Source organism: Micromonospora mirobrigensis, assembly GCF_900091555.1.
GTDB classification, from domain to species: Bacteria; Actinomycetota; Actinomycetes; order Mycobacteriales; family Micromonosporaceae; genus Micromonospora; species Micromonospora mirobrigensis.
The window spans coordinates 95588-114910 of the sequence record NZ_FMCX01000002.1 but is presented as its reverse complement, the minus strand read 5'-3'; the positions used below and the strand labels follow the sequence as shown (position 1 = coordinate 114910).

General features: G+C 71.7%; 23 protein-coding genes. 8 read left to right on the top strand and 15 right to left on the bottom strand.

The genetic code is table 11. The annotated features are described in order from the left end of the window. Nucleotides 1-5 precede the first annotated feature (5 nt). From GA0070564_RS29230 to GA0070564_RS07940, 5 genes are all read right to left on the bottom strand, one after another. Complete coding sequence (locus tag GA0070564_RS29230; protein ID WP_176730596.1) at nt 6-386, bottom strand: STAS domain-containing protein; 381 nt, start codon at nt 384-386, stop codon at nt 6-8. Next, a complete protein-coding gene (locus GA0070564_RS07960) occupies nt 380-874 on the bottom strand; it encodes an ATP-binding protein (protein ID WP_091605034.1) in 495 nt (164 codons plus the stop codon). Before GA0070564_RS07960 ends, GA0070564_RS29230 begins: the two co-directional genes overlap by 7 nt. A gap of 144 nt (nt 875-1018) precedes the next feature. Next, nucleotides 1019-2509 (bottom strand): NADP-dependent isocitrate dehydrogenase, encoded by a 1491-nt coding sequence (locus GA0070564_RS07955; RefSeq protein WP_091605031.1) that lies wholly within the window; start codon nt 2507-2509, stop codon nt 1019-1021. Between the two features lie 422 nt (nt 2510-2931). After that, nucleotides 2932-3720: an alpha/beta fold hydrolase gene (locus GA0070564_RS07945; protein ID WP_091605026.1), complete on the bottom strand. Its 789-nt coding sequence runs from the start codon at nt 3718-3720 to the stop codon at nt 2932-2934. Nucleotides 3721-3894: 174 nt separating this feature from the next. After that, complete coding sequence (locus GA0070564_RS07940; protein ID WP_091605023.1) at nt 3895-4803, bottom strand: alpha/beta hydrolase family protein; 909 nt, start codon at nt 4801-4803, stop codon at nt 3895-3897. Nucleotides 4804-4907: 104 nt separating this feature from the next. Here GA0070564_RS07940 and GA0070564_RS07935 point away from each other — a divergent pair, with 104 nt between their 5' ends. Further along, nucleotides 4908-5477: a TetR/AcrR family transcriptional regulator gene (locus GA0070564_RS07935; protein ID WP_091605020.1), complete on the top strand. Its 570-nt coding sequence runs from the start codon at nt 4908-4910 to the stop codon at nt 5475-5477. An 85-nt stretch (nt 5478-5562) separates the two neighbouring features. Here the strand turns inward: GA0070564_RS07935 and GA0070564_RS07930 are convergent, their stop codons facing one another. The 4 genes from GA0070564_RS07930 to GA0070564_RS07915 form a co-directional block, all read right to left on the bottom strand. Then, the gene (locus GA0070564_RS07930) at nt 5563-6711 is read right to left on the bottom strand and encodes an ankyrin repeat domain-containing protein (protein ID WP_091605017.1); all 1149 of its coding nucleotides are present in this window, start codon (nt 6709-6711) and stop codon (nt 5563-5565) included. 364 nt (nt 6712-7075) lie between these two features. Continuing rightward, nucleotides 7076-7579, bottom strand: coding sequence for an NUDIX hydrolase (locus GA0070564_RS07925; protein ID WP_091605014.1), 504 nt, complete (start codon nt 7577-7579; stop codon nt 7076-7078). Nucleotides 7580-7699: 120 nt separating this feature from the next. Then, on the bottom strand, nt 7700-8467 hold the full coding sequence (locus GA0070564_RS07920; RefSeq protein WP_091605011.1) for a glucose 1-dehydrogenase: 768 nt from the start codon (nt 8465-8467) through the stop codon (nt 7700-7702). A 145-nt stretch (nt 8468-8612) separates the two neighbouring features. Continuing rightward, complete coding sequence (locus GA0070564_RS07915) at nt 8613-9497, bottom strand: helix-turn-helix domain-containing protein (RefSeq protein ID WP_091605008.1); 885 nt, start codon at nt 9495-9497, stop codon at nt 8613-8615. Between the two features lie 139 nt (nt 9498-9636). On the opposite strand from GA0070564_RS07915, the gene GA0070564_RS07910 reads away from it, so the two are divergent. The 4 genes from GA0070564_RS07910 (at nt 9637) to GA0070564_RS07895 (ending at nt 12086) form a co-directional block, all read left to right on the top strand. After that, the gene (locus tag GA0070564_RS07910) at nt 9637-10653 is read left to right on the top strand and encodes a zinc-dependent alcohol dehydrogenase family protein (RefSeq protein ID WP_091605005.1); all 1017 of its coding nucleotides are present in this window, start codon (nt 9637-9639) and stop codon (nt 10651-10653) included. Nucleotides 10654-10680: 27 nt separating this feature from the next. After that, on the top strand, nt 10681-11088 hold the full coding sequence (locus GA0070564_RS07905; protein ID WP_091605002.1) for a (R)-mandelonitrile lyase: 408 nt from the start codon (nt 10681-10683) through the stop codon (nt 11086-11088). A gap of 28 nt (nt 11089-11116) precedes the next feature. Next, the gene (locus tag GA0070564_RS07900) at nt 11117-11440 is read left to right on the top strand and encodes an aldo/keto reductase (RefSeq protein WP_091604999.1); all 324 of its coding nucleotides are present in this window, start codon (nt 11117-11119) and stop codon (nt 11438-11440) included. A 175-nt stretch (nt 11441-11615) separates the two neighbouring features. Further along, nucleotides 11616-12086 carry a hypothetical protein gene (locus GA0070564_RS07895; RefSeq protein WP_091604996.1) on the top strand — a complete coding sequence of 157 codons (471 nt, stop codon included), beginning with the start codon at nt 11616-11618 and terminating at the stop codon, nt 12084-12086. 134 nt (nt 12087-12220) lie between these two features. Here GA0070564_RS07895 and GA0070564_RS07890 read toward each other — a convergent pair whose 3' ends face one another. The 3 genes from GA0070564_RS07890 to GA0070564_RS07880 are packed head-to-tail and all read right to left on the bottom strand — an operon-like array spanning nt 12221 to nt 13906. After that, nucleotides 12221-12775, bottom strand: coding sequence for a nucleotidyltransferase family protein (locus GA0070564_RS07890; RefSeq protein WP_091604992.1), 555 nt, complete (start codon nt 12773-12775; stop codon nt 12221-12223). Nucleotides 12776-12815: 40 nt separating this feature from the next. Then, complete coding sequence (locus GA0070564_RS07885) at nt 12816-13466, bottom strand: GyrI-like domain-containing protein (protein WP_091604990.1); 651 nt, start codon at nt 13464-13466, stop codon at nt 12816-12818. Continuing rightward, nucleotides 13463-13906: an MmcQ/YjbR family DNA-binding protein gene (locus GA0070564_RS07880; RefSeq protein WP_091604987.1), complete on the bottom strand. Its 444-nt coding sequence runs from the start codon at nt 13904-13906 to the stop codon at nt 13463-13465. Before GA0070564_RS07880 ends, GA0070564_RS07885 begins: the two co-directional genes overlap by 4 nt. 161 nt (nt 13907-14067) lie before the next feature. On the opposite strand from GA0070564_RS07880, the gene GA0070564_RS07875 reads away from it, so the two are divergent. The 3 genes from GA0070564_RS07875 to GA0070564_RS30165 all read left to right on the top strand — a co-directional run bounded on the left by GA0070564_RS07875 (nt 14068) and on the right by GA0070564_RS30165 (nt 15832). After that, entirely contained in the window at nt 14068-15183 is a 1116-nt protein-coding gene (locus GA0070564_RS07875) for a WD40/YVTN/BNR-like repeat-containing protein (RefSeq protein ID WP_091604984.1), read from the top strand. Continuing rightward, nucleotides 15180-15479, top strand: coding sequence for a MoaD/ThiS family protein (locus tag GA0070564_RS07870; RefSeq protein WP_091604981.1), 300 nt, complete (start codon nt 15180-15182; stop codon nt 15477-15479). Before GA0070564_RS07875 ends, GA0070564_RS07870 begins: the two co-directional genes overlap by 4 nt. A gap of 227 nt (nt 15480-15706) precedes the next feature. Next, nucleotides 15707-15832 (top strand): hypothetical protein, encoded by a 126-nt coding sequence (locus GA0070564_RS30165; RefSeq protein ID WP_281182117.1) that lies wholly within the window; start codon nt 15707-15709, stop codon nt 15830-15832. A 71-nt stretch (nt 15833-15903) separates the two neighbouring features. Here GA0070564_RS30165 and GA0070564_RS07865 read toward each other — a convergent pair whose 3' ends face one another. The 3 genes from GA0070564_RS07865 to GA0070564_RS07855 form a co-directional block, all read right to left on the bottom strand. Next, the gene (locus tag GA0070564_RS07865; RefSeq protein WP_091604978.1) at nt 15904-17109 is read right to left on the bottom strand and encodes a cyanophycinase; all 1206 of its coding nucleotides are present in this window, start codon (nt 17107-17109) and stop codon (nt 15904-15906) included. A gap of 303 nt (nt 17110-17412) precedes the next feature. After that, the gene (locus GA0070564_RS07860; protein ID WP_091604975.1) at nt 17413-17988 is read right to left on the bottom strand and encodes a hypothetical protein; all 576 of its coding nucleotides are present in this window, start codon (nt 17986-17988) and stop codon (nt 17413-17415) included. Nucleotides 17989-18007: 19 nt separating this feature from the next. Continuing rightward, a complete protein-coding gene (locus tag GA0070564_RS07855; RefSeq protein WP_091604972.1) occupies nt 18008-19156 on the bottom strand; it encodes a zinc-dependent alcohol dehydrogenase in 1149 nt (382 codons plus the stop codon). Nucleotides 19157-19323: the final 167 nt, after the last annotated feature.

Sequence of the window (19323 nt, the reverse complement as noted above, 5' to 3'; positions counted from 1 at the left end):
CCCCGTCAGCGCGACGGTGAGCCCCCCTTGTCGCCGGCAGGTGCCTCGGTCGAGCTCTGGTTCTCCCGGTCACCCGAGAGTGCGGCGAGCACGCCGGTGATGCGCAGGGTGCGCGCGACGTGCCCGGTCGGGTTGACGACGGCGAGTTGCCTCCCGGCCGCCAAGGCGGTGCGGTGGGCGGTGATGAGGGCGCTGATCACGGTGGAGTCGATGAACTCTACGGCCTGCAGGTCGACGTCCACGCGTGCGCTGCGGGCCGTCGCGTGCAGCAGGAGGTCCAGGAGTTGACCGGCTCCGTTGACGTCGATCTCCCCGCTCAGCGCCAGCACCGTGTGGTCCTGCTCGGCGAGGAGCCGGTGCTGCCAGGTGGGGTCGCCGTTCAGCACCTCTCGTCCTCCTGCGTACTCGGGACCGGGTCGGCTGCTTCGTCGCCGGGAAGACGGGGGTGCTCGGCGGGGGTGAGGCAGGCGGTCACGGTGGCGGTGACGCCGGACACGCCGCGGGTGAGGATGAGCCCTTCGGTGAACCGATGGGCGAGCCACAGCCCTCGTCCGCCGGGGATGTCCGTGGCGGGCAGCTGCACCGGGAGCTCCGCGGCGCTGTCGCCATCGTCGCTGACCTCGCAGACGAGCACGTCGTCGGTGCGGTACAGCGTGAGACGGCCCCGACCGCCGCCGTGGCGGACGGCGTTGGTGACCAGCTCGTGCACGGCCAGGACGAAGTCGTCGCCGCTGTCGCCGGTGAGTCCCGCGGTGGTCACCGACGCCTTCAGCCGATGTCGGAGGGCGGTGACGGTCGCGGCGGTGAAATCGGCGGCCAGGATGGTCGCCGTCGCGGCGGGGCGCCTTGTGCGGCCCGACCGGGATGCCCCCATGTTGTCATCCACGACGTGAACGCTACTAGTACCCGGGGCGTCCGCGACCCTTGCCACTGGACAAGAAATCGCAGGTCAGCGACGCGAATCCGACAAGGGTTCCGCCCCCTGCCATCGACAGGGGGAGCCGGTCACCGGCCGTCATCACTGGCCCTGGCCGAGGGAGTAGCCAGGTTCGCCGTCGAAGCGGTAGAGGCCCTCGGTCTTGACGAAGTCGAGCCCGGCGCGGTCGAGACGGCGCAGCAGGTCAACCACCTCGGCCCGGGACGCCGCGCCCGGCCGGGACGACTGGAAGCGGGCCCGCCAGTGGTCGGTGCAGAAGGTCTCGGGGAGCCCGTCGGGCCACACCTTCACCCCACGGTTCGTGATCATCGTGAGGTCCAGCCCGACGCCGTCGCCGGCTTCGCGCAGCAGGGCGGCCAGCGCGTCCGGGTCGCGGTCGTCGTGGTGCAGGAAGACGTCCACCCCGTCCATCGTCTTGGCCGGCGCCGGGCGGGCGGTGGCCGTCGGGACGGCGAGCTGCGGCTGCCCGGCCGGGTAGGTGACGGCCGGCAGGGTGGTCGGCTGTTGGCCGAGTCGGTCGATGACGGCGTCGGCGAACGCCCGTGTGCCGACCGGACCGACGCCGGGTCCCGTGACGTCGGCGGTCGCGACGCCCGCCTCCAGAGTGGCCAGCCAGGCGTTGTGGACGCGCTCGGCGACCTCGGGCTGACCGATGTGGACGAGCATCATCACCGCCGCGAGCAGCAGCCCGGAGGGGTTGGCGGCGTCCTGGCCGGCAAGGGTCGGGGCGGAGCCGTGGATGGCCTCGAACATCGCCGCGTGCTCGCCGACGTTGGCCGAACCGGCCAGCCCTACCGAGCCGGCGATCTGCGCGGCGACGTCGGAGAGCACGTCGCCGTAGAGGTTGGGGGTGACGATCACGTCGAAGGCCTCGGGGGTGTCGGCCAGTTTCGCCGTGCCGATGTCGACGATCCAGTGTTCGGCGACGAGGTCGGGGTAGTCGGCGGCCACCTCGTCGAAGACCCGGTGGAACAGCCCGTCGGTGAGCTTCATGATGTTGTCCTTGGTCATGCAGGTGACCTTGGACCGGCCGTGCCGGCGGGCGTACTCGAAGGCGTACCGGGCGATCCGCTCGCACCCGGGACGGGAGATCAGCTTCAGGCACTGGGTGACCTCGTCGGTCTGTCGGTGCTCGATGCCGGCGTAGAGGTCCTCCTCGTTCTCCCGCACGATCACCACGTCCATCTTCGGATGCCGGGTCGGCACGAAGGGTGGGTACGCCACGCAGGGGCGCACGTTGGCGAACAGCCCCAGCGACTTGCGGATGGTCACGTTCAGCGACTTGAACCCGCCGCCCTGCGGGGTGGTGATCGGTGCCTTGAGGAACACCCGGGTGCGGCGCAGCGACTCCCACGCGCCCGGTTCGATGCCGGCGCTGTGGCCCCGGGCGTACACCGCCTCCCCGATCTGGATCTCCTCCACGGCCAGCCGCGCTCCGGCGGCGGTCAGCACCCGCAGGGTGGCGTCCATGATCTCCGGGCCGATCCCGTCGCCCCGGGCAACCGTCACCGGCACGGGCGCCCCCGTCGTGCCGGTCGATCCGTTGGTCTTCGACAGCTCCGGCGTGGTCATCGTCGGCGGCCCTCCCACAACAGCAACACACGAACAGGTTTGCATGAATTATGCATCACGTCTAGCGATTCGCATGTCGGGGGGTTGGAGAGTCCCGGGATGGGGCACGTGATGCTCGACGAGGTGTCGAGGGCCGAGCCGAAGCCTGCGGTTGACGGGCGTGTGCGGCGGTCCCGGCGGCCGCGTCGTCGGCGGGATCGACGCTGCCGCCGGCGGCGATGGCGCCGTGGTGACGCAGCAGCAGCCCGCCGGGGAAGACCGCGAGAGGCCACGGCACGCCGGCGGCCAGAGCGGGGCAACCGAGCAGGCAATCCTCGGGGTCGTCGTCCATGGCTCGCTGTTCGCCCCGGACGCGGCCCGCCGGCCCGCCACGGTTGACCGGTGACGAGTCGACGGGCCGTCCAGTCAGCGCGACGTGCTGGTCACCGGGGTCGACGCGCCGGTCCGCAGGTGGTCAGCGCCTCCGCGACAGCCGCCCAGACGCCCGGGTGGGCGACCATCCCGCCGTGGGAGCTGTCCACCGTGACGCAGTGCGCACCGGGGTCCTGGGCGGCGCGCCACGAGACGATGCCGTCGCTGCGGCTGGCGATGGAGGTGAACGGCAGGTGGGCCGGGACGGCTGCCAGGACGTCGTCGTGGACCTGGCGACAGCACTCACCGAAGGGGCAGTTGCGAACCCAGTCGCGGCGGCCGAGGCGGGTCATCATCGCCATCCAGATGGTCAACAGTCGTACCGCCAGGTGCACGCCGAACGGGTCGGTCAGCGGCGCCCCGAGGGTGACGAGCGCCCGCACCCGGTCCGGGTGGCGCACCGCGAGGGCCTTGGCGAACATGCCGCCGCGGCTGTGACCGACCAGGGTGACGGGCTGGCGGGTCTCGGCGTGCACGCGTACCAACGTGTCCTCGACCACGGCCAGGTCACGGCTGGAGCAGCGCCGTCCGTCGCTGAGCCCGGTCGGCCGAGCGTCCCAGCCACCGTCGCGCAGCCAGTCGCGCAGCAGCGACACGTTGTCGTCACCGGCGGCGAAGCCGGGGACGACCAGCACCGGCGCGCCCGGCTCGGGTGGGGCCGGTGGGGCGGGACGCGCGGCGATCAGGGCAGCCAGCTCGGCGCCGGCGCGGCGTTCCCGCCAGATCGGCGGCGTGAGGCTGGCCGGTAGTCCCAGGTAGTGCAGCGGGGTGGCGAACGGTTGCCAGGCGGCGTCGGTCATCGTGTGGTCCGATCGATCACTGTGCGATCGTCGCGGCCCCACCGGCGGGAGGGAGGGCGCCACGGTCGCGCTGGTCGGGGAGGGCGGGTCGTTGGACCGTACTGAACCGGCCCGGCCGCTGCATCGACCAGGCCCGCCGGGCCGGGGTGGTCCCCGGCCCGGCGGGCCCCGGTCCTACCGGTGCTCGACGTGGTAGACCCCGTCGCTGGCCCCGGCACGTTCGACGAGCGTCTTCCAGGCGGCGCCGTCGAGGTCGAGGGCGTCGAGGAGGTACGCGGAGACCGCGTCGGCGACCAGGGCGACCCGGGTCGGATCCTCGTCGCTGGTCTCGGCGACCTTCTCACCGGCGACCCCACCGAGGGTGTGTTCCCCGTCGGTGACGGTGAGCAGGCTCTTGGGGGAGGGGCTGAGGTGGTACGCGTCGGTGAACCAGTCCGGCCCGCGGGTGGACATCGCCGACTGGTCCCGGCCGCCGGCGACGACGAGGGCCGGCGTGGTCATCGTGGAGTAGTCCGGCCGCATGAACGGCAGGTGCTCCGCGGCGAACGGGGTGAGCGAGTCACCGGTGCCGGTCGCCGCGATGAGCGCACCGGCCTTCACCGCGGGATGGGTGAATTCCTCGCCGGGCACGCCGTCGGCGTCCAGGACGCGGGCGCCGAGGAGGGTGCCGACGGTCTGCCCGCCCCAGGAGTGCCCGACGGCGGCGACACGGTCCAGGTCGACGCGGTCGGACAGTCCGGCCTGGGTCAGGACGTCGCGGAGGTTGTCCAGGACGGCGTGCAGGTCGGCGATCCGGACCCGCCAGATGGTGCCGAAGCGCGGGTCGTCGAACCCGATGCCGTAACGGCGGGAGTCGAGGTGGGTCGGCTGTACGACGACGAAGCCGGCGGCCGACCACCGGTCGACCAGCGGCTCGTATCCGTCCATCGACCAGGCGTTGCCGTGGGAGAAGACGATCACCGGCAGGTCGTGGCCGGACGCCGGGGCGGTGACCTTGACCTGGAGGTCGATGTCCCGTCCGGTGGTGGGTACGGAGATGGGCTTGACCGCGACGATCCGCGGTGCGGGTGCTGCGCTGCGCATGCTGACGCCTGCCTTCTGTGGCCAGGGGAGTTCTGCCATACTTGGCCGGAACACTGTTCCGCCAAACTTAGCGGAACAATGTTCCGCCAACAAGGGGGAGGACTGTGACCGAGTCGTCAGGCACCCGGCAGGCGGGCGTGCGACGCAACCGCGAGGCGCTGCTCGCCGCTGCCGCCGCCGTCTTCGTCGAGCAGGGCGTACAGGCGCCCATCCGCGACATCGCCGGCCGCGCCGGCGTGGGCCTCGGCACGGTCTACCGGCACTTCCCGAACCGGGCCGAACTGGTCACCGCGGTGTACCGCCACCAGATCGAGGAGTGCGTGGAGCTGGCCGCCGCGCTGCGCCGGGAGCCGATCGCGCCCGCCGAGGCGCTGGCCCGCTGGATCGACGCGTTCGTGGAGTTCCTGGTGACCAAGCACGGGCTCGGCGTCGCCCTGCAGTCCGAGGATCCGAGCCTGCTCGCGCTGCACACCCTGATGCTCGACAAGCTCGTTCCGGCCTGCGCGTCGTTGATCGCCGCGGGCGTGGCGGCCGACGAGATCGATCCCGGGGTCACGGCGCACACGCTGATGCGCGCCGTGGGGAACCTGTGCATCCTCGGGCCGGGCTACGAGCGGGCGCACGCGCAGGACATGGTGGCCCGGCTGCTCGTCGGCTGCCGCCGCGACCGCTGACGCGTACCACCTCGTCCTTGCGCTGCCGGCCGGCCTCGTCGGCGGCGGCCTTTGGTCCAGTGTCAACGCCGGCCTCGGACGCGCGTCAGGGCAACTGGGCATCAAGCTCGTCGAGCGCATCGTGGACATACTCCTGCCCGAGGCCGTCCGGCAGTGGGACCCGGACCGCGTAGGCGAGCTCCACGAATGCCTGCCGTACGGTGGCCAGCTCGGCCCGGGACAGCTCGACGCGGTGCCAGGATGCCGTGGGGCACTTGGCGGGATCGGCGACGAGCCTGCGGGCAACGGCCTGGGCCAGCGCGTACGGGGTGCCGGTCCGCGCATCCCACTCGTCATCGCCCAGTTCCTCGGCCGCACACGCGACAAGCCGCCCCCAGCGGCGGAACTCCACCGGATCGCCGCGCAGCTCGTACCCGGTGGGATGCAGCCGCACGGCCGTCCGGATGATCGGTATGTCGTCCAGGCCAACGCTCATCTCGCCAAGTTGGAACTGGACGTTCTGCCGCTGCCAGCCCCGCGCGATGTCGAGCGCGCCGACATGGTCGGCGCCGACCAGCAACAGCGCGGTGCTCACGGCCCGCTCGTTCCGTTCGATGGCGTGCATCAGCGCGGTATGCCCGTGGCCGTCGGCCGCGTTCGGATCAGCGCCTGCGGTGAGTAGCACGTCAACGGCGGCGTGGTCACCGCGCCGCGCGGCCAGGACGAGCGCCGGGGTGCCGTCGGAACGCCGCGAGTTCGGGTCAGCGCCATGGTGGAGCAGCACGCGGATCGTGGCGGGAGCGGCCGATCCCAGCAGCGCCTGCACGATCGGGACCTCCTCGCCGGGCGCGGCCCCGGCACCGAGTTCGAGCAGGTAGCGCAGAACCTCCACGGCCGCGGCCCGGGGTCGGTGCCAGGTGGCGGCGAGCGCGGTGGCGAGAAGGCTGCCCCGGTCGGTGCCCTCGACATCGAGGGCGCCACGGTCGACGAGGAGTCGGATGACGTCGAGGTGGCCATTGCTCACCGCCGACCGCAGCGGCGACTGGTACCGCGGCCTCCTTGCCCGCAGCGACGCCCCGGCGTCCACCAGCAACCTGGCGATCTCCAACAGCCCCGTACCTGCCGCCTCGGACAGCACGGTGGTCGTGAAGCGGCTGGCGGCGGAGTCAGGATCGGCGCCGTCCGCGAGCGCTTTCGCCACAGCCGACGGATCGGCCGCACGGACGGCCGCTACGAGCTCTGCATCAAGATCCATGCAAGCGACTCTATGTGGCGCCTGTCGGCAGGACGCGCTCCGGAAGCTGCACGCGGTCGAGGCCCAGTGGCGGTGGATCGGGCGACCGGCATTCGGCTGCCAGGAGTTTGGCCACCGGTGCTGCTGGCTTGGCGCTTCGTAGCCACCAACGCGGGAGTGCACATGCCCAACGGGGCCCTCGTCGCCGGGCCGTTGGTCGACCTGGCTTCCGCTGCGTCGGCTCTGGCGAGCGCCACCGGCCTACAGGCCGTGGCCGGGCGTACCTGCCCCAGGGCTTTCAGACCAGGGGCACGCATCTGGTCGAGGTCTCCGCCCCCGGAGAACTTCAGCCAGTCCTGCCGGTAGGGCAGTTAGGAGACATCCCTCAGAGGCCGAGTCGGACCGGATGCGTCGGTGGACCCTTCGTGAGGAGCGCCGTCAGCGGGGTGGCGAGGTCGCGGGGCGAGAACAGCTCACCGCCGGCGTAGCCGACGATCTCCGAGAGCTGCCACCAGCGGAACCCGTCCAGGTTCTCGGCGGCGAGTTGATCGTCGGTCAGCTCGCCGCGCGGCTGGAAGTGGCTCGCGCGGACGAGGAAGTAGTCGTTGATGATGCCGTCGAATCCAGGCGCGTGGTCGGCGGCGACGACTGTCTGGTGCCACACGTGCGGTGGGTCCACGGGGATCGTGAGGCCTGTCTCCTCGCGAAGTTCTCGACGCAGGGCGGTCAGCGGGTCCTCGCCCGGTTCGATGCCGCCGCCGGGTGCCGCCCACACGGCCGTCGTCTGATCCGGCACCACCGGGTGCGGGAGGACGAACCGGCACAGGAGTATCCGGTCGTCCTCGTCGAGCACGATGGCCCGGACGGACCGGCGCAGGTTGGGCGTCACGCGATGTCGGGCGCGGGCGCGGGGCGATCGATGACCGGCATATCCGGAGACTAGCAACCCCGCACCCGGTCCCTGGTGGCTCGCCGCTGGCGCCGTCCTGACCGGCGCCGAAGGTGGACGTCACCGGGCGGTGTAGCCGCCGTCGACGGGCAGGGCGACACCGACGACGAAGCTGGCGCCGGGGCTGCACAGCCACAGCACCGCCGCCGCGATCTCCTCCGGTTCGCCGAGCCGGTTGATCGGCTGGTCGGCGACGGCCTGGGCCCGATCGAGCTCACCCTTGTCGATCATGTCGGTGACCATCGGGGTGGCGATGGTGCCGGGGCAGACCGCGTTGATCCGGACGCCGCGCGGCGCGTACTCCAGGGCGGCGCTGCGGGTCAGGCCGATCACGCCGTGCTTGGCGGCGTGGTACGCGGCGCGTCCGGGCAGCCCCACCAGCCCGCCGAGCGACGAGCAGTTGACGATGGCGCCGCTGCCCTGGGACCGCATCTGGACGAGCTCGTGTTTCATGCTGGCCCACACGCCCCGCAGGTTGATGCCGTTGACCCGGTCGAAGACTGCGGCGTCCTCGTCGGCGGCGTCGGTGGGCGGCGCCTGGATGCCGGCGTTGTTGAAGGCCATGTCGAGCCGGCCGAACTCGCGGACCGTGGCCCGGACGGCGGCGGCGACGTCGGCCTCGTCGGCGACGTCGCACGGCACGCCGAGCACCCGGTGGCCGGCCGCGCTCAGCGTCGCGGTGGCCTGCTGGAGCGCGTCCCGGTTGACGTCGGTGAGGGCGACGGCGGCGCCGGCCGCGGCGAACGCGCGGGCGGTCGCCAGGCCCATGCCGGAGCCGGCGCCGGTGACCAGGGCTACCTGTCCGGTGAAGTCGTAGCGGGGGTTCATGGTGTCCTTTCGATGCTGATCGGCTCGCCGGCGCCCGGACGTGAACCGAGCTGGCCGGCCCCACCAGTCAACGGCGGGGTCCGCACCCGAGGAAGTCTCGGTGAAGAGGTGTATCGGCAGGGCGCCCCAGGGAGTACGCGCCGGGTCAGCGCGCCGTGTCGGCCTTGATGTCCGTTTCCCGGGAGGCCGCCCACGAGGCGAGCAGACGCAGCGCGTCCTCGGACGGTGAGCCCGGTTCGGCGGTGTAGACGGTGAGGGTGAGCCCGGGTTCGGCGGCCATCTCCAGACCCTCGTAGGCCAGGGTGAGGTCGCCGACGATGTGGTGGTGGTAGGTCTTGGCGCCGCTGCCGTGGTGGCGGACGTCGTGGGCACCCCAGCGCCGCCGGAACTCGTCGCTGCGGGTGCAGAGCTCCCCGACCAGGTCGTGCAGGTCCTTGTCGTGTGGGTCGCGGCCGGCCTCGGTGCGCAGGATGGCGACGCTGATGTCGGCGACCAGGTCCCACTCCGGGTAGAAGCGGCGGGCCCGGTCGTCGAGGAAGGTGTACCGGGCCAGGTTGGGCGGCTGGTGCGACGGGGCGTACACCTCGTCGTAGAAGGCCCGGGCGAGCTGGTTGGTGGCGAGCAGGTCCATCCGGCCGTTGCGCACGAACGCGGGGCCGGCGGTGACCGCGTCGAGGGCCCACTGGAGGCTGGGCCGCACCGTCCACTGCTTCGGGGTACGGCGGCGGGGGCGCATCAGCGCGCTGCTGCCGTCGGCGGCGCGGGCGAGGTCGACCAGGTGGGCGCGTTCGGCGTCGTCGAGTCGGAGCGCGCGGGCGATGGCGTTGAGCACGGAGGGGGAGACCCCGGCGAGGTTGCCGCGTTCGAGCTTCGAGTAGTACTCGATGCTGACGCCGGCCAGCAGGGCGACCTCGCTGCGGCGCAGCCCCGGCACCCGGCGGGTCCCGCCGGCCGGCAGGCCGGCCTGCTCCGGGCTGATCTTGGCGCGCCGCGAGACGAGGAACTCGCGGACCTCGGTGCGGTTGTCCATGACCTCGACCGTACGTGGCCGCGCGGGCGGCAGGGGTGCCCTGTCGGTACACCTCTCCACAGGAACTCCCTGCCGGTCCGCGAACGGGGTTACCTGGACGGCGTCCGCTCGACGTCCCTGCGACCGAAGGAGAACCATCATGCGAGGCGCTGTCCTGCACGCCCCCGGCGACGTCCGGGTCGAGGATCTCGACGCCCCGAGGATCCTCGCCCCGACCGACGCGATCATCCGGCTGGCCGCCGCCTGCGTCTGCGGCTCCGACCTGTGGCCGTACCGGGGGATCGAGAAGATCGACGGACCGCGGCCGATGGGGCACGAGTACGTCGGGGTGGTCGAGGAGATCGGCGACGAGGTACGGACCGTCTCCGTCGGCGACTTCGTGATCGGGTCGTTCTTCGCCTCCGACAACACCTGCGAGATCTGCCGCTCCGGGTACCAGAGCTCGTGCGTACACCGCGAGGGCGTGGGCGGCGCGCAGGCGCAGCACATGCGCGTACCCCTGGCCGACGGCACCCTGGTCGCCACCGGCGGCATGCCCTCGGACGACCTCGTCCCGAGCCTGCTGGCCGCCTCCGACGTGCTCGGCACCGGCTGGTTCGGCGCGGTGGCCGCCCAGGCCGGGCCGGGGAGGACGGTCGCGGTGGTCGGCGACGGCGCGGTCGGGCTGCTCGGCGTGCTCGCGGCCCGGCAGCTCGGCGCGGAACGCGTCATGGCGATGAGCCGGCACGCCGCGCGCCAGAAGCTCGCCACCGACTTCGGCGCCACCGACATCGTCGCCGAGCGCGGCGCCGACGGGGTGGCCCGGATCAAGGACCTCACCGACGGGCTCGGCGCGCACTCGGTCATCGAGGCCGTCGGCACCCAGGAGGCCATGATGCAGGCCATCCACGCCACCCGCCCCGGTGGACATGTCGGCTACGTCGGTGTCGCCCACGACGTGCAGCTGCCCGGCATGGAACTGTTCTTCTCCCACGTACACCTGCACGGCGGTCCCGCGCCCGTGCGCCGATTCCTGCCCGACCTCGTCGACCGGATCATGAACCGGCAGATCGACCCCGGCCGGGTCTTCGACCTCCACCTCCCGCTGGAGCGGGCCGCCGAGGCGTACCGGGCGATGGACGAGCGGCGCGCCGTCAAGGCGCTGCTGCGCCCCTGACCCCCACCGACAGACAAGGAGCGCACCATGGAACTCAGGCCCGTCAGCCCGACGGTGAAGACGCCCGCCTCCCGCTTCACCGGCGACGTCTACCTGACCCCGATCCACACCGGCACCGAGCCGTCCCGGATGAGCGTCTCGCTGGTCCGGTTCACCCCGGGCGCCCGCACGAACTGGCACTCCCACGCCGTCGGCCAGGCCCTGCACGTCACCGAGGGCGTCGGCCTGGTCGGCACCCGCGACGGGACGGTGCTACGCATCCACGCCGGCGAGACCGTCGTCTGTCCGCCTGGCGAGGAGCACTGGCACGGCGCCACGGCGGACACGTTCATGAGCCACCTGGCGATGCTCGAGGCGCTGCCCGGCGGCCAGGACCCCACCACCTGGCTCGAACCGGTCACCGACGGCCCGTACCAGCGGGCCAACCAGCACTGACAACCCCACGCAGAGAGCGAGAGCATCCGTGACCCCGACACTCACCGGCGAGGCCATCCGCCTCCCCGGCATCGCCCGCGACGAGATCTTCGTCGAGACCAGGGTCTGGGTCACCGACCACGGGTACGACGCCACCCTGCACGCCTTCGACCGGAGCGCCCGGAAGCTGGGCGTCGAGCAGATCGACCTGCTCATCCCGCACCAGGCCGTGCCGACCGTCTTCGACCGGACCATCGCCTCCTGCCGGGCGCCGGAGAACCTGCTGGCCGAGACCGACGTCGTACCGGCGGTCAACCAGACCCATCCATCTCCGCACCTGCCGGGCGACCCGCCGGGAGTTGCCGCGCCTTGAGCGACAATGGGTGGACGTTGCCGCGGTGGACGGAAGCGGTGGCATTTCGGTGACACCAGAAAAATGGTTTACGTCGATTTGTCGGTCCCCGTCGACGGCAGGTTCCGGTTAAGCTCGCCTCTACAGTGTCCGGTGTCGATCAAAAAAGGTGACCCGAACTACGGGGGGTAAGAGCGTGAAGAGGTTCATGGCCAGGGTGGCTGCTGTCACCGCCGTGCTCGTAGCAGTGCTCGCAGGGGCGGTCGCGCCAGCCTACGCCGCCAATCCCATCATCACCCGGAACAACCTGTTCCTCGGCGCCGAGGACAAGTCGTCCCACGGGACGGTCATTCTTCTGCCGATCTACAACCGACGGATCACCCTGCGGTCGGGCACCTACAACTGGTCGAACAAATGGGACGGGGTGTATCCAAAAGGAAACAGTCGCGACATCACGCTCGCCGGTGACGACTACGACTGGAACTGTGTCGCCTATCCGTTGAGCGCCGACTCCGGGACCTACAACAGTTACTGCACGCTGACCCGGGTCTCGACGCAGGTGACCTCCTATACACCCACGCTGTATCTGGAGCCGCTCCGCTGGGAGTACGCCTACGGGGAGTGGGGCGAGCGGTTCAACTGGTCGAGCGTCCTGGTGGAGAAGTGACGCACCCCCGGGCGCGAGGCTGGCCGGAGGGCCGACGGCCAACTCGACTGCGGGGTCGCCGTCGCACCACGCGCAGTTGACGGTGTGGGGTGCGAACCCCGGTGGGCTGGCGCGCTGATGGATGTGGGTCATTACTAGATCTCCAGCCGTAGTTCGGGCCACCGGTCCCGCCACCCCTTGACCTCAACGCGGCGCCGTACCAGCGCGCGGCCCGCAGCGTTGCGGAAGGCGGGGGAGGGCCGAACCACCATGCCGACGAGATCAGCCAACCCGTGACAGGACACCAGGCGGACAGAGTCGCCCCGCAGCGTGACCGCGACGCACGTCGCGGTCTCCGGCCAGCGCGATATCGCGTCCAGCGTGCTCGGGTAGGGCTCGACGTCGTTGCGCAGGTGCATCCGCGCCTGGTTCCGGATCTCCCACGGCACGCCGGGCAGGGCCGCCGTGGCTCGGGCTTCGGCGCGGGCGTCGTCGCGTGGGTCCCTCCTCACCGGGTCGAAGTAGGCCAGATCAACGTCGCGCGCCGGAGCCGGCGGCAGGTGGCTGATCGCGTCCCAGACGCGGTTGCGAACGAAGCCGGCGCCGATCCACCAGTCCGGCAGGTCGAGGCCGGCCGCGGCCCGCAGCACCGCCATCGCTTCCGCGTCCGACTCGATCAGGTGCACGACGTCCTGGTCGCTCATCACCATGGCAGGCTCCACAACAGCAGATGGAAGGGGTGCCGCCGCATCACGCACCCCGCCCCCACCCGCCATGGACCGCTCCGACGGTGACCGGTTGCCGGAGGATGGTCCGTCGCCGCTCGGGCGTGACCCGGCGGAAGTCGCTGAGGTAGATCTCGTGGTGGATGCCCGTCATCCGGAACCCCAGCTCGGGGATGACCTCGTGGTGCAGGTGCGCGAGGACGTCCGCCTCGTCGTCGAAGGAGCCGACGTGCAGCGTCTGCACGCACCGCCCCTCCGACAGGGTCTCCAACCGCACGTCGGGAAGCCGCGCCGGCGCGTCCTTCGCCCGGACCTGCTCGATCGCGGTGCTGACCAGGGGGTGGCTGATCCACGCCGGGACCATGAGCATCAGCGTCCAGTCCCACCGCGACTTGTCCCGCGCCGCGGTGAAGGAGGCCATCTCCTCGGCCCACCACAGCCCCTCCAGCGGCGGGACGACGTAGTCCCGACCGAGCTCCCGTCTGCTGGCGAACTTGAGCTTGTACGCCACCGGATAGAGCGTCCGCACGGCCTCGCCGAAGGCGGCCGAGGTGTTCGGGTCGCCGTGGCCGTCGATCATCAGGTAGGTCAGGTCCGGCACGTCCACGACCCGGAAGCGACCCTGCTGCGCCTGGTACGCGTCGAGGGCCTTCCTGAAGTCGACCTTGGTCGTCATCCGAGCGGGCCATCGGAGGAGGCGCCGAGCTCGGCCGGCCGGTCGACCCGGGCGGCCAGCTTCTTCGGCGCCCGCAGGCAGTAGCTCTCCGTCAGCAGCTCGCCGACCTCCGCCCAGTCGACACCGTCGTCGAGCAGCATGCCGATGACGTCGGCGCCCCAGTCCGGTTTGAAGAAGGGGTGGCCGCCGCCGACCAGCGCGGCGAGCTCGTCGCCGGAGGAGCGGAAGGTCAGCACGCAGACCGGCTCGTCGCCGTCGGCGGCTTGGGCGTGGGCGGCCGGGTGGTCGGGGTCGACGGTGTAGACGTGGGCGAACGTGCGCTGGCGGATCCGCCAACGCGTCCCGATCCACGCCGGCTCCTCGTGCGTCTCCGGCAACCCGAGGCACACGGGCCGGAGCCGGTCGAGGATCTCGGGCGGGACGTCCTGGGGGCCGGTCACGTCGGCGAAGCTACCCGCGCCCTCCGACAAGAAGTTTCCCGTGACCCCGCCGGTCCGCGTCCCCGCAATCGTCACACCGACGGGATACGACTGACGTGGACCGATGAGTTTCGGCGTGACGGTCGGTCCTACCCAGCACGAACGAGTGGAAGGATGAGTCTATGAGCGGCGTACGGGTGCTGGTCGGCACACGCAAGGGCGCTTTCACCCTGACCTCCGACGGCAGGCGCGACGACTGGACGGTCGACGGCCCGCACTTCGGCGGCTGGGAGATCTACCACCTCACCGGGTCACCCGCCGACCCGGACCGGCTCTACGCCTCCCAGTCCAGCGGCTGGTTCGGGCAGCTGATCCAGCGCTCCGACGACGGCGGCAAGAGCTGGAACCCGGTGGGCAACGACTTCGCCTACGCCGGCGACGTCGGCGAGCACCTCTGGTACGACGGCACCCCGCGCCCGTGGGAGTTCAAGCGGATCTGGCACCTCGAGCCGTCCCGCGACGACCCGGACACGGTGTACGCGGGCGCCGAGGACGCCGCCCTCTACGTCAGCACCGACGGCGGTCAGAAGTGGACCGAGCGCACCGCCCTGCGTACCCATCCGACCGGTGGGGCGTGGCAGCCCGGCGCGGGCGGCATGTGCCTGCACACGATCATCCTGGACCCGGCGCACCGGGACCGCATCTACGTGGCGATCTCGGCGGCGGGCGCGTTCCGCAGCGACGACGCCGGCGCCAGCTGGCTGCCGATCAACAAGGGCCTGCGCTCGGGGGAGATCCCCGACCAGGACTCGGAGGTCGGCCACTGCGTGCACCACATCACCCAGCATCCGTCCCGGCCGGACACGCTGTTCATGCAGAAGCACTGGGACGTGATGCGTAGCGACGACGCCGGCGCGACCTGGCGGGAGGTCTCCGGCAACCTGCCGTCGGACTTCGGCTTCCCGATCGCGGTGCACGCCCACGAGCCGGAGACCGTCTACGTGGTGCCGATCAAGAGCGATTCGGAGCACTACCCGCCGGAGGGCAAGCTGCGGGTCTACCGCAGCCGCACCGGCGGCGAGGAGTGGGAGCCGCTGACCGCCGGCCTGCCGCAGTCGCACTGCTACGTCAACGTGCTGCGCGACGCGATGGCCGTGGACACCCTCGACCCGTGCGGGATCTACTTCGGCACCAGCGGCGGGCAGGTCTACCGCTCCGCCGACGGGGGCGACACCTGGGCGCCGATCGTCCGGGACCTGCCGGCGGTGCTGTCGGTGGAAGTTCAGGTGCTGCCGTGATCCGGGTGGTCCTCCCGGCCCACCTGAAGAACCTGGCGCAGGTGACCGGCGAGGTGCGGCTCGACGTGATCGGACCGGTCGCCACCCAGCGGCTGGTGCTGGACACCCTGGAGGCGCGCTACCCGATGCTGCTCGGCACGATCCGCGACCGGCAGAGCGGCAGGCGGCGCGCCTTTGTCCGCTTCTACGCCTGCGAGGAGGACCTGTCCAACGATCCGCCCGACACGCCGCTTCCCGACGAGGTCGTGGGGGGCAGGGAACCGTTCATCATCCTCGGCGCGATGGCCGGGGGATAGCGGGCCAGCTGCGCCGCCGGCGCATCTCCCGGTCGCGAGAAACGGCCCAGGGAGTCGTCGGGGGACTAGGCTGGGGGCGTGGTCGTCTGACCATGTTCATGGACCCGAGGGTGCCCGCGGCGGGCGTCGCCCGCTGCCCCAGCGGTTCCATCCGGCGGCAGCCCTGGTCGGGGCGTCGGGGTCGCCGGTGCGGACCGCCGCCCCGAGGTCGCGTGGGAAGGGTCGATATGTCCGACAAGTCTCCCCAGAAGAACAGCCTGAAGAAGCCCGCCATGACGCTGAAGGAAAAGCGGGCGGCCAAGAAGGCCAAGCACGCCGACAAGTCGTCCGCGGTGCCGCCGACGGGCCACTGACATCACCGGCCCGCGCCACGCCAGGACCTGGCGTGGCGCGTCGGCCGCGCGACCGCTGCGGCGACCGGGACTCAGCCGGCCTGGACCGACAGCGTCAGATCGGTGAAGGACGTCGGCGTGGCGCCGCCCGCCGCGTACGCCCGGAAGCCGGCACCCTCGGTCAGTCCGACCACGAACCGCGGGTCGGTCTCCGCCGTCGTGCCCGTCGTCGTGGTCGACCGGCCGGCGCCGGCCAGGTCCAGGGCCGCGTCGCGCAGCGCGTACGAGCCGAAGACGTCGGTGGTCGGCGACGCCACCGCCCGCTCCTGCGGCACCACCGGTGCGCTGTCCGGGGCCTTGGTGACCTGCCAGCGGACCGGGTCGTAGCCGTCGCCGTCGGTGAGGTAGCTCCACCGCACCCCGTCGATCGACCAGTGCCCGCCGACCTGGCCGACCTCGGCCGAGCGCAGGTCGAGGATCGACACCCCGTTGCTGCCCACCACCCGGGCGGACTCGGTGGCCGTGCCGGCGCCGGTGACGATCAGGGCGGTGTCTTCGCCCACCCCGTACACCCGGTCGTGGCCGGTGTCGGCGGCCAGCCGCAGCGAGCGACCCTCGCGCCCTCGGGCGTCGAAGTGGGTGTCGACCAGGCCGGAGGTGACGAAGCCGAAGCCGCCGGCCGGCCAGTAGCCGAGCGTGGCGTCGGTGTCGTAGTAGCCGGGCTTCGCGCCGTCCCGGACGCCGTAGTAGCTGGACCCGCCGGTGATCATGTCGGGGCCGGCGAGGATCTGCATGCCGGCGCTGGTGCCGGCGACCGGCGCGCCGGCGGCGAAGCGCTGCCGGATCGCGGCCAGCACGGCCCCGTCCGAGCCGTCGGTGTGGATCATCGACTGGACGTAGCGGAACTGGTCGCCGCCGGTGAAGAAGAAGCCGGTCATCGACGCGGCCTGGGCGGCGTACGCCGGGTCGTCGCCACTGCCGTCCTTCTTGGTGGTCACCGGGATCCAGGTGGCCTCGGCGGCGCCGTACCGCTTGAGGACCTTGGCCACGGCGTTGGCGCTGGAGTGCGGGACCGCCGACGAGGCGCTGAGGACGCCGATCCGAGCGTTCGCGCCGCCGGCCTGGCGGACGAACTCGCCGTAGACGGCAGCGTTGTCGTCGGCGAGGGCCCCGCCGACCAGCAGCACGGCTCCGGGCCTGGTGGCCGGCGTGGCGGAGGCGGCGGTGCCGGGTGCGACACCACTGGAGAGGGTCACGATCAGGGCGACGAGCAGCGGCAGGAACCTCGGCCGGGTCATGCCCACCGACGCTAGACAGCCGCCCCACACCCGTCAAGGCATGTCGATGGCTACCGGGCCGCTGTTCACCGGTCGGCGCTCGGCGCCGTCTCCGCCTGCTCGTCGCCGAGGATGAGCTGTTTGAGGTGGGCGATCTCGTCGCACGGGGCGGTCCGACCGGCGGCGGTGCGGGTGATCGAGGCGAAGAACAGCAGGGGAAGGTGCCACCACCCGCTCCGATGTCGCGGGAAGCCTCGACCTCGACTGCATCGGGGCGCCGGGCGCGGCCAGCTGCCGCGTCCGACGCCCCCGAGCGGAGCGGGACTAGCGCCGCCGGCTCCGCGCGACCTTCCGCACCGCCAGGTACGCGGCCCCGCCGGCGAGCACCCACGGGGCCGCCACGATGATCGGGTCCAGTGGCTGGTGCGCCTTGTCCACCCGCCTGGACCGCAGCCGGGAGGCCAGCCCGTGGTGGGTGACCTCGCTGACCACCCCGGTCTCGGTGACCGGGTTGTCGGGGTGCCGGGTCAGGAACGAGCGCAGGGTGCTCTCCACCGTGTCCACCCGGTCGGCGGCCAGCAGGAGCAGCCAGTGTGCGGCCCTGCCCTCGCTGTACCTGCGGTAGGAGTAGCGGCGGATCACCCCGGACAGACCCTTGGGCGGGCAGGCGGTGCCGAAGACCGGGGTGAGGAACCTGTGCTCGATGGACCGCTCCCGCGGGAACGTCTCCGGCTGCCGCTCCGGGAACTCCCAGTGGGCGCCGCCCAGGTTCGGATCGAACCGCTCCCGGGGCACCGAGGGGCGGTCCTTCGGGTCCAGGTCGACACCCCACCCGGGGATCCGGGCGCGCAGCTCGTCGCTGGTCTCGGCCAGCTTCGGCTTGTCCGGTGTGTACGGCATGGTCGGGCCCCCGTTCGGGTCAGGCTGCGGTCGGGACGATCAGCGGCTTGATGCAGCCGTCCAGCTTGGCGGAGAAGATGTGGTACGCCTCGGCGATGTGCTCCAGCGGGATGCGGTGGGTCACGATGTCGCTGGGCTTGAGGTAGCCGTTGCGGATGTGCTCGAACAGCCGCGGCCACTGCCGCTTGACCGGGCACTGGTTCATCCGCAGGGTGAGCCCCTTGTTCATCGCGTCGCCGAACTTCACGGCGGAGAACATCGGCCCGTACGCGCCCATCACCGAGACGGTGCCGCCCTTGCGTACCGAGTCGATCGCCCAGTTCAGCGCGATGGGGGAGCCGCCCTGCAACTTGAGCTTCGTGGCGGTGACGTGCTGGAGGAAGTTGCCGTCGGCCTCCGCGCCGACCGCGTCGATCACCACGTCGGCGCCGAGATGGTCGGTGGTCTTCTTCATCTGCACGACGATGTCGTCGTACTCGGCGAAGTTGAACGTCTCGGCGTGGGCGAAGGACGCCGCCTTCTCCAGCCGGTAGTCCAGGTGGTCGATGACGATGACCCGGCCGGCGCCCATCAGCCACGCCGACTTCGCCGCGTAGAGCCCGACCGGGCCGGCGCCGAAGACCGCCACCACGTCACCCTCGACGATGTCGCCGAGCTGCGCGCCGAAGTAGCCGGTGGCCAGCGCGTCGGTGAGCAGGACGGCGTCCTCCTCGTCCATCCACTCGGGGATCAGCGACGGGCCGACATCGGCGAACGGCACCCGGACGTACTCGGCCTGCCCGCCGTCGTAGCCGCCGCAGGTGTGCGAGTAGCCGTAGATGCCACCGACGGCGGTGGCGTTGGGGTTGACGTTGTGGCAGTTGCTGTACAGGCCCCGGGCGCAGAAGAAGCAGGACCCGCAGTAGACGTTGAACGGCACCATCACCCGGTCGCCGGGCTTGAGGTTGCGCACCGACGGCCCGACCTCGTCGACCACGCCCACGAACTCGTGACCGAAGGTCTGCCCGACCCGGGTGTCCGGCATCATGCCGTGGTAGAGGTGCAGGTCAGAGCCGCAGATCGCCGCCCGGGTCACCCGTACGATCGCGTCGTTGGGGTGTTCGATCACCGGTCGGTCCTTCTCCTGCACCCGCACCCGGTACGGACCGCGGTAGACCATCGCTCGCATTCGTTCGCCTCCTCGACCAGCGCTGGTGGACGTTCCGCCCCGGCACCGTCCGAAGCTCTCCACCAGCGCTACCCGGCCGATCCGCCGGTAAACGAAGCCCTCCGGCACGCGCCCGACCTCCTGGCCCCGGGGGGACGCGCCGAGGCGGCCGGACCCTGCCGGGCCCG